The sequence below is a fragment of the Sphingomonas sp. VDB2 genome, assembly GCF_047946695.1.
Taxonomy (GTDB): Bacteria; Pseudomonadota; Alphaproteobacteria; order Sphingomonadales; family Sphingomonadaceae; genus Sphingobium; species Sphingobium bisphenolicum.
Window position 1 is genome coordinate 48,342 of the sequence record NZ_CP159615.1, and the last position, 16,002, is coordinate 64,343.

Annotated in this window: 12 protein-coding genes; 10 read left to right on the top strand and 2 right to left on the bottom strand. The window is 65.6% G+C overall.

Annotated features, from left to right (window positions below; translation table 11 throughout):
* Window positions 1-563 precede the first annotated feature (563 nt).
* From ABT375_RS00265 to ABT375_RS00300, 8 genes are all read left to right on the top strand, one after another.
* Window positions 564-1,409 (top strand): XrtA system polysaccharide deacetylase, encoded by an 846-nt coding sequence (locus tag ABT375_RS00265; protein WP_224550283.1) that lies wholly within the window; start codon window positions 564-566, stop codon window positions 1,407-1,409.
* Window positions 1,406-2,476 (top strand): FemAB family XrtA/PEP-CTERM system-associated protein, encoded by a 1,071-nt coding sequence (locus ABT375_RS00270; RefSeq protein WP_261935189.1) that lies wholly within the window; start codon window positions 1,406-1,408, stop codon window positions 2,474-2,476. Before ABT375_RS00265 ends, ABT375_RS00270 begins: the two co-directional genes overlap by 4 nt.
* Window positions 2,477-2,541: 65 nt before the next feature.
* Window positions 2,542-3,615, top strand: coding sequence for a FemAB family XrtA/PEP-CTERM system-associated protein (locus ABT375_RS00275; RefSeq protein ID WP_224550285.1), 1,074 nt, complete (start codon window positions 2,542-2,544; stop codon window positions 3,613-3,615).
* Window positions 3,612-4,838, top strand: coding sequence for a TIGR03087 family PEP-CTERM/XrtA system glycosyltransferase (locus tag ABT375_RS00280; protein WP_416463649.1), 1,227 nt, complete (start codon window positions 3,612-3,614; stop codon window positions 4,836-4,838). Before ABT375_RS00275 ends, ABT375_RS00280 begins: the two co-directional genes overlap by 4 nt.
* A gap of 17 nt (window positions 4,839-4,855) precedes the next feature.
* Window positions 4,856-6,370: an exosortase A gene (gene xrtA / locus ABT375_RS00285; RefSeq protein ID WP_416464947.1), complete on the top strand. Its 1,515-nt coding sequence runs from the start codon at window positions 4,856-4,858 to the stop codon at window positions 6,368-6,370.
* Between the two features lie 10 nt (window positions 6,371-6,380).
* Window positions 6,381-8,276, top strand: a complete 1,896-nt coding sequence (locus ABT375_RS00290; RefSeq protein WP_416463650.1) for an XrtA/PEP-CTERM system amidotransferase — start codon at window positions 6,381-6,383, stop codon at window positions 8,274-8,276.
* Window positions 8,277-8,434: 158 nt separating this feature from the next.
* Window positions 8,435-9,784, top strand: a complete 1,350-nt coding sequence (locus ABT375_RS00295) for a sugar transferase (RefSeq protein ID WP_416463651.1) — start codon at window positions 8,435-8,437, stop codon at window positions 9,782-9,784.
* A gap of 3 nt (window positions 9,785-9,787) precedes the next feature.
* Window positions 9,788-10,918 (top strand): glycosyltransferase, encoded by a 1,131-nt coding sequence (locus tag ABT375_RS00300; RefSeq protein ID WP_416463652.1) that lies wholly within the window; start codon window positions 9,788-9,790, stop codon window positions 10,916-10,918.
* A gap of 15 nt (window positions 10,919-10,933) precedes the next feature.
* On the opposite strand, the gene ABT375_RS00305 is transcribed toward ABT375_RS00300, so the two are convergent.
* Together ABT375_RS00305 and ABT375_RS00310 are read right to left on the bottom strand one after the other, a co-directional pair.
* On the bottom strand, window positions 10,934-12,637 hold the full coding sequence (locus ABT375_RS00305; RefSeq protein WP_416463653.1) for an amidohydrolase: 1,704 nt from the start codon (window positions 12,635-12,637) through the stop codon (window positions 10,934-10,936).
* Complete coding sequence (locus tag ABT375_RS00310) at window positions 12,634-13,503, bottom strand: NAD(P)-dependent oxidoreductase (RefSeq protein WP_416463654.1); 870 nt, start codon at window positions 13,501-13,503, stop codon at window positions 12,634-12,636. The genes ABT375_RS00305 and ABT375_RS00310 overlap by 4 nt, the downstream gene beginning before the upstream one ends.
* Window positions 13,504-13,598: 95 nt before the next feature.
* Here ABT375_RS00310 and ABT375_RS00315 point away from each other — a divergent pair, with 95 nt between their 5' ends.
* Both ABT375_RS00315 and ABT375_RS00320 read left to right on the top strand, forming a co-directional pair.
* A complete protein-coding gene (locus ABT375_RS00315; protein WP_416463655.1) occupies window positions 13,599-14,846 on the top strand; it encodes a threonine ammonia-lyase in 1,248 nt (415 codons plus the stop codon).
* Between the two features lie 112 nt (window positions 14,847-14,958).
* Window positions 14,959-15,777, top strand: a complete 819-nt coding sequence (locus tag ABT375_RS00320; protein ID WP_416463656.1) for an arginyltransferase — start codon at window positions 14,959-14,961, stop codon at window positions 15,775-15,777.
* Window positions 15,778-16,002 lie beyond the last annotated feature (225 nt).

Genomic DNA, 16,002 nt, shown 5'->3' on the forward strand with positions numbered 1-16,002 from the left:
CGAAGCGGCGCTTGACCCGGTTGAAGAAGAGGTCGAGCCAGAAGAGACGGCGTCCTTCGCCGCGCCGTTCGCGCCGGAGCAATCGGAAGCCATCGAGGTGGAAAGCGTCGTGGAGGCCGAACCGTCGGTCGTGGACGAGGCCTTCGATGAGATCGAGACTGTGGCCGAGGCTGAGCCGGTCGGAGATGCCGAACCTTTCGCCGAGGCGGCGGCCGCGCCGTTCGCCACGGTAGATGCGGTCGATGTCGATGCGCTGCGCGCCGACATGCTGGGCGAGATCGAAGCGTTGCGGGCCGAGATCGCATCCCTGCGGGCGGTGCAGTCCCATGCGCCCTTCGGCCAGCCGGCACAGCCGGAAATCGATCCCGAAGCGCTCAAGGGCTGTTTCACTTTGATCGAGGAACGGCTGTCGGCGCTGGAGTTTCGTGCCGAGGAACAGGATACGGCCTTGCGCCGTGTGCTGACGCTGCTGGTCGACTGGGTCGAGCGCGAGGAACGGATGGCGGATATGCAGGCGGGCGTCGCCGCCTGACGCCTTATATGACTGACAAGGTTGGAGGATCATGCAGAACGCCCTGTCTGTCGATGTCGAGGACTGGTTCCAGGTCGGCGCGTTCGAGCGCACGCTGCGGCGTGCCGACTGGGACAGCCTGACCCACCGGGTCGAAACCAATAGCGACGCGGTGCTGGACCTGTTCGCGCAGGCCGGCGTCAAGGCGACCTTCTTCACCCTGGGCTGGGTGGCCGAGCGCTATCCCGCGTTGATGCGCCGGATTGCGGATGCCGGCCATGAAGTCGCCAGCCATGGCTATGACCATGCCCGCGTCTTCACCTTCACCCCGGAAGAATTTCGCGCCGACCTGCGCAAGTCGCGCGCTATCCTGGAGGATGCGAGCGGGCAGGCGGTCACCGGCTATCGTGCGCCCAGCTTCTCCATCGATCCGCGCACGCCCTGGGCGCACCCCATACTGGCCGAAGAAGGCTATCGCTATTCCTCCAGCGTCGCGCCGATCCGGCATGACCATTATGGCTGGCCGGATTCGCCGCGTTTCGCCTGGAAGCCGGTCGCGGGATCCGATCTGGTCGAACTGCCCGTCACCACCGCGAAATGGGGCAAGCGCACGCTGGCGGCCGGCGGGGGCGGCTTTTTCCGCCTGCTACCCTACGCCTTTTCGCGTTGGGCGATCCGGCAGGTCAACGAACAGGCCGGCCGTCCAGCGATCATTTATTTCCATCCGTGGGAAATCGACCCGGACCAGCCACGGGTCGCGGATGCGCCGCTGCGGTCGCGCCTGCGCCATTACAGCAACCTGTCGGTGATGGCGGCCAAGCTACGCCGCCTGACCCGCGATTTCGCTTGGACTCGCGTCGATGCGCTGGCGGATGCGGAAGCGGCGCGCGCCTCATGATGGTCTGCAATGCCGCCGATTTCGGCGTCACGATGCTGGACGTCGATGATCCGGGTCAGACGCAGGCCGCCGACGATTTCGTCATGGCCCATGATGCCGGCACGCCCTTTCATCGAGCCGCCTGGCTGCGCGCGATCACGCAGGCGACGGGGCATCGCGCGTTATTGCTCGCCGCGGTGGCGCCGTCCGGCCAGATTCGCGGGATATTGCCGCTCCATCATGTGAAGAGCCGGCTGTTCGGCGACGCGCTCGTGTCCTGCGCCTTTGCGGTCGATGGTGGTCTTCTGGTCACGGATGATCGGGCGGTGGCGCCGCTCGCCGCGGCAGCCCAGGGGTTGGCGCGCACGCGGGGCGGGCCGCCGCTGGAATTGCGTGGCGGGGTTGCGCCGGGCGACGAGTGGCAGCGGTGCGAAGGCGAGTATGTCGGTTTCGTCCGCCCCTTGGCCGCAGACGACGACGCGGAACTGCTCGCCGTGCCCCGCAAGCATCGCGCCGAATTGCGCAAGGCGCTCGCTAATCCTGCGCTCAGCGTGGAGGCAGGGCGCAGCGAGCGACTGCGGCGCGACCATTATCGCGTGTACGCGGCCAGCGTCCGCAATCTCGGCACGCCGGTTTTCCCCGCAAAGCTGTTTCAGTCGGTGTTGCAGCAGTTTGGCAAGGATGCCGACCTGCTGGTCGTGCGCGACGGCGATCGGCCGGTGTCGGCGGTATTGACCCTTTATCACCAAGGGAGGGTGATGCCCTATTGGGGCGGCGGCGTGGCCGATGCGCGGCGACTACGCTCCAACGAACTCATGTACTATCGGCTGATGAGCCATGGTCGCGACCGTGGCATGACCCAGTTCGATTTCGGCCGTTCCAAGGCCGGCAGCGGCCAGGCGGCGTGGAAGAAGAGCTTCGGTTTCGATCCGGCGCCGCGCGTCTATCATAGCTGGTCCGTCGACGGGACCAGGCGCGACGTCAATCCGAACAGCGCCAAATATCAGCGGCGCATCGAATATTGGAAGCGATTGCCGCTGCCCGTCGCCAACATTTTGGGGCCGCTGATTTCGCGCGGTCTCGGTTGAATCGCACATCAAATATTCAACCCTGACCGGTAGGTTCGGGCAGGGGTGACAAGGGAATGACTTCCATGAATGCTATCACCGGTCTGGGCGTCATCGTCGATGAAGCGCGCTTGTCCGACGCCACGACCGTCGCGGAACTGGACGCATGGGTATGCGCGCACCCCGACTCCACGCCCTTTCACCGGCCGGGATGGATCATGGGCGTGGAAGCGGGCACCGGACAGAAGGCCAGGATGCTGGTCGCGCGCCTGATCGGCGGCGAGATCGTCGGCCTGTTGCCGCTGACCTATATCCGATCGGCGCTGTTTGGGCGCGCGCTGGTGGGCAGCGGTTTTGCCGTCGATGGCGGCCTGTTGACCAGTCATCGCAAGGCCGGGGCGGCGCTGGCCGACGCCGCCTGGACGCTGGCGGAACGGCTGGGCTGCGATACGCTGGAATTGCGCGGCGGGGAAGCGCCTGGCGGTCCGGTGTGGCAGGAGAAGGCGGACGCCTATCTGGGCTTCTCGCGGGCGCTGGCGGCCGATGACGAGGCGGAACTGAAGGCCGTGCCCAAGCGCCACCGGGCAGAAATCCGCAAGGGGATCGCGAACGACCTGCATTTCGAGACCGGGCGCGACAAGCGGTTGCGCGACATCCACTACCGGCTTTACGCCCATAGCGTCCATAATCTGGGAACGCCGGTCTTCCCGCGCGCGCTGTTCGAGCAGATCATGGACCGGTTCGGCGACGACGCCGACATCGCTTTGGTGTCGAAGGACGGCGTGCCGCTGTCGGCGGTCATCAGCTTCTATCATCGCGGCGCCTGCATGCCTTATTGGCATGGCGCCGGCGAAGGTGCACGGACGATGCGATCGAACGAATTTCTCTATTTCAGCCTGATGCGGGCGGCGCGCGAGCGGGGCTGCGCCATCTTCGATTTCGGCCGGTCGAAGGTCGGCACCGGGCCTGCCGCCTGGAAGAAGACATGGGGGTTCGAGGGCGAACCGCTCGGCTATCATCTGCGCACCGCGCCGGGCAAGGAGACGCGCGACGTCAATCCGCTTTCGCCGCAATATCGGCGGAAGGTCGAATTGTGGAAGAAGTTGCCCGAATCGATCGCCAACCTGATCGGGCCGCATATCGCGCGAGGGCTGGGATGATCGGCGACATCCTTTTCCTCTGCCATCGCATTCCCTTTCCGCCGGACCGGGGTGACAAGATCCGGTCCTATCACCTTCTCCAGCGGTTGGCGGAGATTGCGCCCGTCCATGTCGGCTGCTTCGCCGACGATGGTCGCGACATGGGCTTTGCGAGCGAGATGGGCCAGGTCGCAGCCAGCCAGTGCGTGCTGATGCGCGACCGGTCGAAGCTGGTCGCGGGGCTGACGGGGCTGGCGAAGCGCCAGTCGCTGCTGGTGTCGCTGTTCGACCATCCCGGCCTGCATCGCTGGGTGGCGCAGACGCTGGCGGAGCGACCGATCCGCGCCGTCGTCGCCTATTCGGCGCAGATGGCGCATTTCGTGCCCGTCCTTCCCGCTGACGTGCGTTTCCTGATGGATTTCGTCGATTTCGATTCCGCTAAATATGCGACCTATGGCGCGGAAGGATCGGGGCCGATGGGCTGGATCAACCGGCGCGAGGGGCGCGTTCTGCTGAACTTCGAGCGGCAGACCGCGGCGCGGGCGGACATCAGCAGCTTCGTGAGCGAGGCGGAAGCGGCTCTGTTCCGCGACGCCTGCGGCCTGGGTGCCGACCGCGTAGTCGGACTCGAAAATGGCGTGGCGCTCGACTATTTCGATCCGGCGGCGGATTTTCCTGCGGTCGATCGGGAGGCGGGGCCACTGCTCGTCTTCACCGGGCAGATGGATTATCGCCCCAATGTCGAGGCTGTGGAGAGCTTTGCGCGCCAGAGCCTGCCCGCCATTCGCACCGTCCATCCCGGCGCGCGCTTCGCCATCGTCGGCCGCAATCCCGTCAAGGCGGTTGAGGCGCTGGCGCAACTCCCCGGCGTGATCGTGACCGGCGGCGTGCCCGATGTGCGTGGCTGGCTGGCGGCGGCCGATGTCGTGGTCGCGCCGCTGCGCATCGCGCGTGGCATCCAGAACAAGGTGCTGGAGGCGATGGCGATGGCGCGGCCGGTCGTCGCTTCGCCGCAGGCCGCCGAAGGCATCGATGCCAGCGACGAGTTCCATTTTCTGGTCGCCGCCAGTCCCGCCGAGGAAGCGGCGAAGATCGTCGCGCTGCTGGCCGATCCGGCCCGCGCGCAGCGGCTGGGCCTCGCCGCGCGGGCGCGGACGCAAGAACGCTATCGCTGGTCCACGACATTGGCGGCGCTGCCCGACCTGCTACTTCGCGCGCCCGCTAAAGGCGCGTGCGCGGCGTGAACGAACGGGCGATCCCCATGGACCGGATGCCGCTGAGCGACCTGACCGGCTGGCGCGGTCATCTGATCGCGGTGGGCGTGGTCGCTTTTGCGATTCTCGCGCTGTTCTTTGCCGACGTCCGCAGCATGGTGTCGATCTGGTGGAACGCCTCCACCTTCGGCCATTGCCTGTTCATTCCCTTCCTCATCGCCTGGCTGGTGCAGCAGCGCCTGGCCGGATTGCGGCAACTGGAGCCCGTCGCCTGGGCGCCGGGGCTTGTCTGGCTGGGCGCGGGTGCATTGGCCTGGTTGCTGGGCGCGGCGGCGGGCGTGGCGATGGTGCGGCATGGCGCGCTGATTATGATGTTGCAGGGCGCGACCATCGCGCTGCTCGGCCCGGCGGTGGCGCGCGCGCTGCTCTTCCCGCTCTTCTACGCCTTCTTCATGGTGCCCTTCGGCGAGGAGATCGTGCCGCCGCTGCAACTGGTGACCGCGCGCCTCGCCATGCTACTGCTCGACCTGTCGGGCGTGCCGGCGCATATGGAGGGGATATTCATCACCACGCCGACCGGCTATTTCGAAGTGGCGGAGGCCTGTTCGGGCGCGAAATTCCTGATCGCCATGACCGCCTATGGCGTATTGGTCTGCAATGTCTGTTTCAAGAGCTGGTCGCGTCGCGCGGTGTTTCTCGCCGGCGCGCTCAGCCTGTCGGTGCTGGCCAATGGCGTGCGCGCTTTCGCCACCATCCTGGTCGCGCATCTTACGACCGTCGATGCCGCGGTGGGTTTCGACCATGTCGTTTATGGCTGGGTCTTCTTTGCGATCGTGATGACGATCGTCATGGCGGCGGCGTGGCCCTTTTTCGATCGCAAGCCGGGCGATCCCTGGTTCGATCCGCGCACGTTGCAAGGCGCAGTGCGCAGGCCGTCGCGTACAGGTGCAATCGCCGGTGGCGCGCTGACGATGATCGTGGCGGCGCCGCTCTGGCTTGCCGCCACTGCCGCCACCGCCGATCCGCTGCCGCCGGTGCTGACCCTGCCCGTGGTGCCGGGGTGGAGCCGGACCGACATCCACCAGGCCTATCCGTGGAAGCCACGGTTCGACGGCGCGGATCATTTCGTCATTGGGCGCTACAGCAACGGGCGGGGACAAGTCGTCGACCTCGCCATCGCCGCCTATGCGCGGCAGGATGAGGGCCGCGAACTGGTGGGCTTCGGCCAGGGGGCGGCCGATCCGGAAAGCGAATGGGTCTGGTCGTCGCCGGCCCGCGCACCTGCTTATGGCCGGGGCGAACAGATTACCGCGCCCGGCCCGGTGGTGCGGCATGTCGTGAGCGTCTATCGGATAGGCGACGGCGCCCTGTCCGGCAGCAGGCCCGCGGTCAAGCTGGCGACGATGAAGGCCCGGTTGCTCGGGCAGGACCAGCGCGCCGTCGCCATCCTGGTGTCGGCGGAAGAGGCCGAAGGGCGTTCGTCCGATGCGGCCATCGCGGCTTTCCTTTCCAATCTTGGCGATGTGCAGCTTTTGGCTGACCACAGCGTCGGCATCCGCTAGGGAAGTTCGCATGTGCGGCATAGCGGGTATCTTCCATCTCGAAACGGCCAAGCCCGTGGACCCGGCACGGGTACGCGCGATGCTGGACGTCATGCCGCATCGCGGGCCGGACGGCAGCGGGATCTGGACCGCGCCGGGCGTGGGCCTGGGCCATCTGCGCCTGTCGATCATCGACCTGGAAGCCGGTGCGCAGCCGATGCTGACCGAGGACGAAAGCCTGACGGTCGTCTTCAACGGCGAAATCTATAATTTCGCCGAGGTGCGCGCCGAACTGGAGGCGAAGGGCCATGTCTTTCGCACCCATAGCGACACCGAAGTCATCCTGCACGGCTATCGCCAATGGGGCGAGGAGTGCGTGCAGCGCTTCAACGGCATGTTCGCCTTCGCTTTGTTCGACGCGCGGGCGCAGGCATTGTGGCTGGTGCGCGACCGGCTGGGCGTCAAGCCGCTCCATTATGCACTGCTGTCCGATGGCAGCCTGATCTTCGGGTCGGAATTGAAGAGCCTGCTGGCGCACCCGCTGCTGCGCCGCGCGCCGGACCTGTCGGCGGTCGAGGATTATATGGCCTATGGCTATGTCCCCGACGATGCCTGCCTGGTGGCGGGCGTGCGCAAGCTGGGCGCGGGGGAGACTTTGCGGCTGGTGCGCGGACGACCCCTGCCGCAGCCGCAACGCTATTGGGACGTCAGTTTCGCCGAGCGGAGCAAGGCGTCGCCGCAAGCGCTGGAGGAAGAACTGGTCGCGCTGATGCGGCAGGCGGTGCGATCGCGCATGGTCGCCGATGTGCCGTTGGGTGCGTTCCTGTCGGGCGGTGTCGACAGCAGCAGCGTGGTCGCGCTGATGGCCGAAGCGTCGAGCCAGGCGGTCAAGACCTGCACCATCGGCTTCGACGTCGCGGCGTTGGACGAGACGGCCTATGCCGATCGCATCGCCCGCCGCTTCGCCACCGATCATCGCAGCCGGATCGTGTCGCCCGACGATTATGGGTTGATCGACCGGCTGGCCTTTCATTTCGACGAGCCTTTCGCCGATGCGTCCGCCCTGCCGACCTTCCGCGTGTGCGAACTGGCGCGCGAGCAGGTGACGGTGGCGCTGTCGGGCGACGGCGCGGACGAAGCCTTTGCGGGCTATCGCCGCCATCGGTTCCAGATGCAGGGCGAGCGATTTCGCTCGCTGATCCCTGCGTTGGTGCGTCAGCCTTTGTTCGGCACGCTGGGGAAATATTATCCCAAGGCCGATTGGGCGCCACGCGCGTTGCGCGCCAAGTCGACTTTCCTCGAACTGGCGGGGGAGGGCGGCGAAGCCTATGCCGCGTCGGTCGGCGTGACGCCCCATGGCCTGCGCCAGCGATTGTTCAGCCAGGAGATGAAAAGCCGCCTGGGCGCCTATCGGGCGGAGGATCGCTATATCAAGGCGATGGCCGATGCCCCCGCGCGTGATGCGCTGGACCGGGCGCAATATGCCGATATCCGCATCTGGTTGCCCGGCGATATCCTGACCAAGACCGACCGGATGAGCATGGCCGTCAGCCTGGAGGCCCGCGAGCCGCTACTGGACCATCGGCTGGTCGAATTCGCCGCGCGCCTGCCAGTGGGGCAGCGCATCCGCGGTAATAGCGGCAAATATATCATGAAGAAGGCGATGGAGCCGTTCCTGCCGCAGGACATTCTCTATCGCCAGAAAATGGGATTCGTCACGCCGATCAGCGCCTGGTTCCGGGGGGCTTTGGCGGGCGAAGCGACCGCGATCGCAGGCGGATCGGCGCTGGCGCGGACCGACTGGTTCGACACGAAGATGCTGGCGAAGGTCGCGGCCGACCATCGATCGGGCGTGTCGGATCATGGGCGCCTGTTGTGGCAGTTGCTGATGCTGGACAAGGCGCTGACGCGGTTGTTTGGGGCCTAGGGACGTACAGCCGTTCGTTTCGCGCATGTGGAGAAACGCGGACACGGCGCTACCCGCTTATCGCCTGTGCTCGGAGCGAACGGGTGCGAAGACACAACCCCTTGCAACCCGCGCGCGCGGGTGCCAACGGGACGCATGGCGATAATCAGGGCGCACCAGTGACAGTCTCCAAGGAAATCGTGCGGCTGCGGCTCTATGCGCTGTGCCTTGCGGGCGACATGGCAGGGCTGTTCTGCGCCTTTCTCGCCGCCAACTGGTTCGTGCTGGGCGCCCTGTGGGGGGAGCCGGGCAAGCCGCACGGCCTCGTGATGTTTGCCATGGTCGCGCCGCTCTATGCGCTGCTGGCGGTGCAGGGTGGCGCCTATGGCATCAATACGCTGGAGCGGGTGCGGCGTGGCATCGTGCGGGCGCTGTGGGCGCTGGTGCAGGCGGCGCTGCTGATGCTGCTGATCGTCTATCTGGGCAAGATCGCCGAGCAATTGTCGCGTCTGACCTTCATTACCGGCCTGGGATTGAGCGCGGTGGCGGTGGCGTTGGTGCGTGTCGCGGTCGCGCGGCTGGCGGTCGCCTTGCTGGGCGATGTGCCGCATCTGACGGCCGTCATCCTGGACGGCGTATCGATCACGGTCGGCCCGCATATGGACGTCATCGATGCGGATGCGGCGAACCTTCATCCCGAACGGCATGACGCCGACATGGCGGCACGGCTCGCCGCCGTGGTCGGCATGGCGGAGCGGGTGATCGTCGCCTGTCCGCTCGATCGGATGGCCGACTGGTCCGCTGCGCTCAAGTCCTTGTCGGCGCGGGGAGAGATTGTCGTGCCCGAACTGCTGCGCTTTGCGCCGGCACGGATCGATGAATTTGACGGCCAACCGACCATTATTGTGGCGGGCGGTCCGCTGCATTTCCGCGATCGACTGATCAAACGGCTGTTCGACCTGATCGTCGCCACGGTCGCGACCATCCTGCTGTCGCCGATCCTGATCGCGGCGACGCTGGCGGTGCGGCTGACCAGCCCCGGCCCCGCGCTGTTCCGCCAGCCACGCATCGGCAAGGACGCCCGGCCGTTCGCGATCTACAAGTTCCGCTCGATGCGGGCGGAGGCGAGCGACCATAAGGCCGCGACGCTGACCCGGCGCGACGACGACCGGGTGACGAAGGTCGGCGCCTTCCTGCGCAAGACCAGCATCGACGAACTGCCGCAATTGTTCAATGTGTTGAAGGGCGACATGAGCATCGTCGGCCCGCGCCCCCACGCCGCCGCCGCCAAGGCCGGCGACAGCCTCTATTGGGAGGTCGATGCGCGCTATTGGGAACGGCATTGCATCAAGCCGGGCATGACCGGCCTGGCGCAGGTGCGCGGCCATCGCGGCTCCACCGATCATCATCAGGATCTGATCGATCGGCTTCAGTCGGATCTGGAATATGTCAGCGACTGGTCGGTGTGGCGTGACCTGCGGATCATTTTTGCGACGCTGGGCGTGCTGGTCCATCACAAGGCCTATTGAGCGATGGCGACCAACCTTATTCTTGGCGTTGTTCTGCTGCTTTGTCTGGCTGCGGTGGCATGGCCGTTTTTATTCTATCCCTTGATCCTGCGCGCTTTGCCGACCGTGGCGGAAGCGCCGGTCGAGGGGCCGAAACCCAGCGCGTCCCTGCTGTTCTGCGCCTATAATGAAGCGGCGGCGATGCCGGAGAAGCTGGCTAATCTGGCGATGCTGAAAGCGCGGCATCCGGAGCTGGCGATACTGGCGTTCGACGATGGATCCTCGGACGGCACCGGCGATCTGATCGCCGCGCAAGATGATATGGTGACGCTGGTGCGTGGGCCGGGGCGTAGCGGTAAAGCGTATGGGATGAAGCAACTGGCCGCCCGCGCGCGCGGTGATGTGCTGATATTTACCGACGCCAACGTGCTGCTGGAAGCCGACGCGATCGACAATCTGCTTGCCCGCTATGCAGACCCGCAGGTCGGTGGCGTGCTGGGCTCGCTCCACTATATCGGCGCGGAGGATAGCGCGACCGCCTCGGTCGGGTCGCTCTACTGGCGGATCGAGGAAAAGTTGAAGGACGAGGAGTCGCGCACCGGCAATGTGCTGGGCGCGGACGGATCGATCTTCTCGATCCGGCGCAGCCTGTATCCCGATTTCCCCGATAGCGTGCTGGACGATCTGACCGTGTCGATGGCGGTCGTGTTCGCGGGCAAGCGTTTGGTGAAGGCCAAGGATGTGATCGCGCGCGAGCGGTTGGTGACGGCGCGCAAGGACGAATATCGGCGCAAGGTACGGATTGCCGCGCGGGCCTGGCACACGCACGCCCATTTGCGCCTGCAATTGCGGCGGATGGCGGCGGTCGATCGCTTCAAATATGCGTCGCGCAAGATCGTCCGCTGGTTTGGCGGACTGTTTATTCTGGTCGGCGCGATCGCGGCGGGCGCGCTTGCGATGCGGGTATCGCCAGCGCTTTATCTGGCGGGCGCGCTGGGCGTAGCATTGGTCCTTTGGATCGGCGTGCGGGCGAAGAGCGGTCCCTTCGCCGCGCTGGTCGATGTTATGATCGCCTATGCCGCGACCCTGCAGGGCGTCGCCAAGGCCATGACGGGGCGTACCTTCACCGTCTGGAACCCCGCCCAGTCTCGCTAAATCGACCGCGTCGAACTACTGCCCCTTCACATAGACGCGCTTGCCGCCGATCCAGGTTTCCAGCACCTGGGTCTGGCGGATGTCGGCCGGACGCGCCGTCGAGATATCGCGATCGATCAGCAGGAAATCGGCGCGCTGGCCCGGAACGAGGCTGCCGAATTTCTTGTCGGCGAAACCGGCATAGGCGGCCTGGCGCGTGAAACCGTCCAGCGCGGCGTCGAAGCCGACCCGCTGTTCGGGCATCCAGCCACCGGCCGGTTCGCCCTTGCCGTCCTCGCGGCTCATGGCCACGGCGATGCCGGCAAAGGGATTGGGGCTTTCCACCGGCACGTCGGAACCGAAGGCGAGGGGCACCTTGTTGTCCAGCATCGCTTTCCACGCATAGGCGCCATTCAGCCGGGCTTCGCCCAGTCGGGCCGTCGCCATGCGCCAGTCCGACGCTTCATGGACCGGCTGCATCGATGCAATTGCGCCCAGCGGCCCGAAGCGCGGCAGGTCGCTGGGCGTGACGATCTGCGCATGTTCGATCCGCCAGCGGCGGTCGCCCTTATAGGTGTCGTTCAGTTCCTCGATCGCGTTCAGCAATTCATGATTGGCCGCATCGCCGATGGCGTGGACGGCGACCTGGAAATTGTCCATCGCCGCGCGGCTCATGAAATTGCGCAACTGCGTGTCTGGGATCATCGGCAAACCGCGCTGGCCCGGCGCATCGGCATAATCGGCGCGCAGCCAGGCGCCGCGCGACCCCAAGGCGCCGTCGAGCAGCAACTTCACGCCGCCCATGCGCAGATGATCGTCATAGAGCCAGGGCGTCGGTTCCGGCCCGGCGATCAGTACCATATTGTCGATGCCATAGGCATAGGACATGATCCGCACCCGCAGCGCGCCGCGATCGGCCGAGCGGCGGAACGCCTGCCAATCCTCTATGCTGGTGCCCATGTCGGCAATGCCGGTGATGCCAACCGCCAGCAGCGCGCGCTGCGCCTTTTCCAGCGCGATGTCGCGGTCCTTGGGCGCGGGCGGCGGTGTTACCTTCTGGATCAGGTCCATCGCCTTGTCGACGAAGACGCCGGAAGGCTTGCCGCCGGCCATTTCGATCCGCCCGCCCATCGGCGCCTTGGTCGCGGGGGTGATGCCCGCCGCGCGAATCGCCGCGCTGTTGGCCCAGCCGGCATGGCCGTCGATCCGCTCCAGCCACACCGGAATGTCGCCGACCGCCGCGTCCAGTTCTGCGGCGGTGGGGAAGCGCCCCAGACCCCATTGTTCCTGATTCCAGCCGGTGCCGATGATCCACTTGCGCCCGGCATTGGCCTGCGCATAGGCGCGAATCTCGGCCTGCGCCTCCGCCAGCGATCGCGTTTCCGACAGGTCGAGCGTGATCAGCGACAGGCCATAGCCCATCACATGCCCATGCGCGTCGATCAGGCCGGGGATCAGCGTCTTGCCGCCCGCATCCAGCTTGAACGCCAGCCCTTTGGGCGGTTCAGGCCAGGGCTGCCCCTTTTTCGGCTTTTTGGGCCGCTCATATTTGGGCTCCTGATAACGGCCCGGCAGCAGCTTTTCGACCTTGCCATCGTCATCGATCATCAGCGCGGCGAACCGGACGACCTTGCCATTGGGATCGATGGCGATGCCGTTGACATTGTCGATGACGCCCGCGGCGAGCGCGGGGAGGGGCAGGGCGAGCGCAACGATGGCCGCAAGATATAGGGGCTTCATGCGCGGGTGATCCGGCGCACCAGCGCGCTGGTATCCTGCCGGTTGCCGCCCATAGCCTGCACGTCGGCGTAGAATTGATCGACCATCGCGGTCACCGGCAGCGTCGCGCCATTGGCCCGCGCTTCTTCCAGCGCCAGTCCCAGATCCTTGCGCATCCAGTCGACGGCAAAGCCGAAGTCGAAACTGTCCTGCGCCATCGTCTTCCAGCGATTGTCCATCTGCCAGCTTTGCGCCGCGCCGCCGGAAATCGCTTCGAACACCGCGTCCAGATCCAGTTCGGCGGCCTGGGCGAAGCGCAGCGCTTCCGATAGGCCCTGCAAGACGCCGCCGATGCAGATCTGGTTCACCATCTTGGTGGTCTGCCCCGCGCCCGCGCCGCCGACATGGACGATCCGTGCGGCATAGGCCTGCATCACCAGCTTGGCCGCCGCCACCGCCGGATCGCTGCCGCCGCACATGATCGACAGCCGCCCGTTTTCCGCGCCCGCCTGACCGCCCGATACCGGCGCGTCGACGCTGTGGATGCCGCGGCTTTCGCCCTCTACGAACAATTGCCGGGCGATCCGCGCCGACACGGTCGTGTGGTCGATGAACAGGCTACCCTCCTTCATCGTGCGGAACGCGCCTTCGCGGCCCAGCGTAATCTGCGACAGGTCATCGTCATTGCCGACGCAACTGATGACGATGTCCGCCTCTTCCGCCGCCTTGGCCGGGCTGATGGCGACGGCGCCGCCATAGGCTTCCGCCCATGTCTTCGCCTTGCCGATGGAGCGATTGTAGACGGTCAGGCTATGCCCCGCCTTGGCCAGATGTCCTGCCACGGGGCTGCCCATGACGCCCAGGCCGATAAACGCGATATTAGCCATATGCCTCGTACATTTTATGCGTGCGCCCTGCCATAGGGCCAGTTTTGCGACAGTGCCAGTTTCTTAACCCGCAATTTTCGTTTAGGTGCCCGCTCATGAACACGCTCGCCAAGATCGAAAGCGCCCTGCCGCTGCCCGTCACCGTCGATGACATCCTTGCCGCCCGAACCCGGATTGCGGGTTCGATCGTCAAGACGCCGACTTTGATCAGCCAGACGCTGTCGAACATGCTGGGCTGCAATGTCTATCTGAAGTTCGAGAACCTCCAGTTCACCGCTGCCTATAAGGAGCGCGGCGCGCTCAATCGCCTGATCCAGCTGGACGACGCGGCCAAGGCGAAGGGCGTGATCGCGGCGTCGGCGGGCAATCATGCGCAGGGGCTGGCCTATCATGGCAGGCGGCTGGGCGTACCCGTCACCATCGTCATGCCCACCACCACGCCTACGGTGAAGATCACGCAGACGCAGGGCCATGGCGCGACCGTGGTGCAATATGGCGAGAAGTTCGACGATGCCTACGCCCATGCGCGGTTGCTGGAGGTGGAGCAGGGCCTGACCTTCGTTCATCCGTTCGACGAACCCGACATCATGGCCGGGCAGGGCACGGTCGCGCTGGAAATGCTGGAGGACGCGCCGGAAATCGACACGCTAATCATCCCGATCGGCGGCGGCGGCCTTTTTTCGGGCATGGGGACCGCGGCGCGTGCGATGAAGCCGGACATCCAGCTTTTCGGCGTGCAGGCGGAACTGTATCCGTCGATGTACGACTTTATCAAGGGCGCGGATCTGGCCTGCGACGGCGATACGCTGGCGGAGGGCATCGCCGTCAAGCAACCCGGCGAACTGACCCGCCGCTTCGTCGAGCGGCTGGCCGACGATGTGCTGCTGGTGACCGAGCGGCGGCTGGAAGAGGCGCTGAGCCTGTTGTTGCAGATCGAAAAGACCGTTGTGGAGGGCGCGGGCGCCGCGGGCCTCGCTGCGCTGCTGACCTATCGGGAAAAATTCGCCGGGCGCAATGTCGGGCTGGTGCTGACCGGCGGCAATATCGACACCCGCCTGCTCGCCAATGTGCTGCTGCGCGACCTGGCCCGGTCGGGCCGTCTGGCGCGGCTGCGGATCATCCTGCAGGATCGGCCCGGCGCACTGTTCCATGTCGCCCGCATCTTCGATCAGGAAGCGGTCAACATCCTCGAACTGGCGCATCAGCGCATCTTCACCAACCTGCCGGCCAAGGGGCTGAGCCTGGATGTCGAGTGCGAGACGCGCGATCGCGCGCATCTTCAGCGGTTGATCGCGGCGCTGGGCGAGGCTGGTTATGAGGTCGCGCCGATCGAGGTTGCGTGACCGCGGGAAGCGGGCGCGATTTTTCGTGGTAAACGCCCTTTTCAGAGGGGCATCGTGGCGGCATAGTCAATGTTATGACTGACGTCCGCCGCCATGAAAGGAAGCCTGGAGCGTGACTGCCGCCTTCCGCTTTCCCCGTTTCTTCGTCACCAACCCCAGCCCTTGCCCCTATCTGCCGGGCAAGAGCGAGCGGAAGGTGTTTACCGAGCTGAACGGGGACAATGCGGCGGAACTGAACGACGCGCTGGGCCGCATCGGCTTTCGTCGCAGCCAGAATGTCGCCTATCGGCCGAGCTGTGCGGACTGTTCAGCCTGTGTGTCGGTGCGGGTCGTCGCCCATGAATTCCAGCCCAATGCGACGCAACGCAAGCTGATCCGTCGCAACAGCGACCTGATCGTCACGGCCTGCAAGCCCTGGTCCACCGAGGAGCAGTTCGCGCTGCTCCAGCGCTATCTGGTCGATCGTCATCCCGGCGGCGGCATGACCGAGATGGACGAGATGGACTTCTCCGACATGGTCGAGCAGACGCCGGTCGACAGCTATATTATCGAATATCGCGAACCGGGCGTCGATGGTCGCCCCGGCAAGCTGATCGGCGCCTGCCTGACCGACCGTCAGGGCGACGGCCTGTCGATGATCTACAGCTTCTTCGATACGCAGCTTGAGCATCGGCCGGGCCTGGGCAATTACATCATCCTGGATCATATCACCCGGGCGTCCGGTGCCGGCCTGCCCTATGTCTATCTGGGCTATTGGGTCGATGGATCGCAGCGAATGCAATATAAGATCCGCTATCGTCCGCTGGAAAAGCTCAGCCGCAGCGGCTGGGTGCGTTTCGATCCGCACGAGCAGGCACAGGCCATTCGCGGCGCCCAGCAGCGCGACGAACCGCCGCTGCCGGTCGAACTGGTGGGCATGTTCCGTAAATAGACAGCCAGATCGGCGAAGGTCGATCGTTCAATGATGGTTGTGCCATCCGTTTCGGTCGCTGCAACCTGATGCGCTTTTGTCTTGTCGGTCTTCGAACTGATTTTGCCGCCATTGCTGCGCTAGGTAAAACAGAATGGTGCCGCGCCAAACGCCAACGCACGGGCTGGTCGAGGTCTAGATCCTGATGACATGCAGCGGACCGTGGCGTGTCTGGCGCGGTGCGTC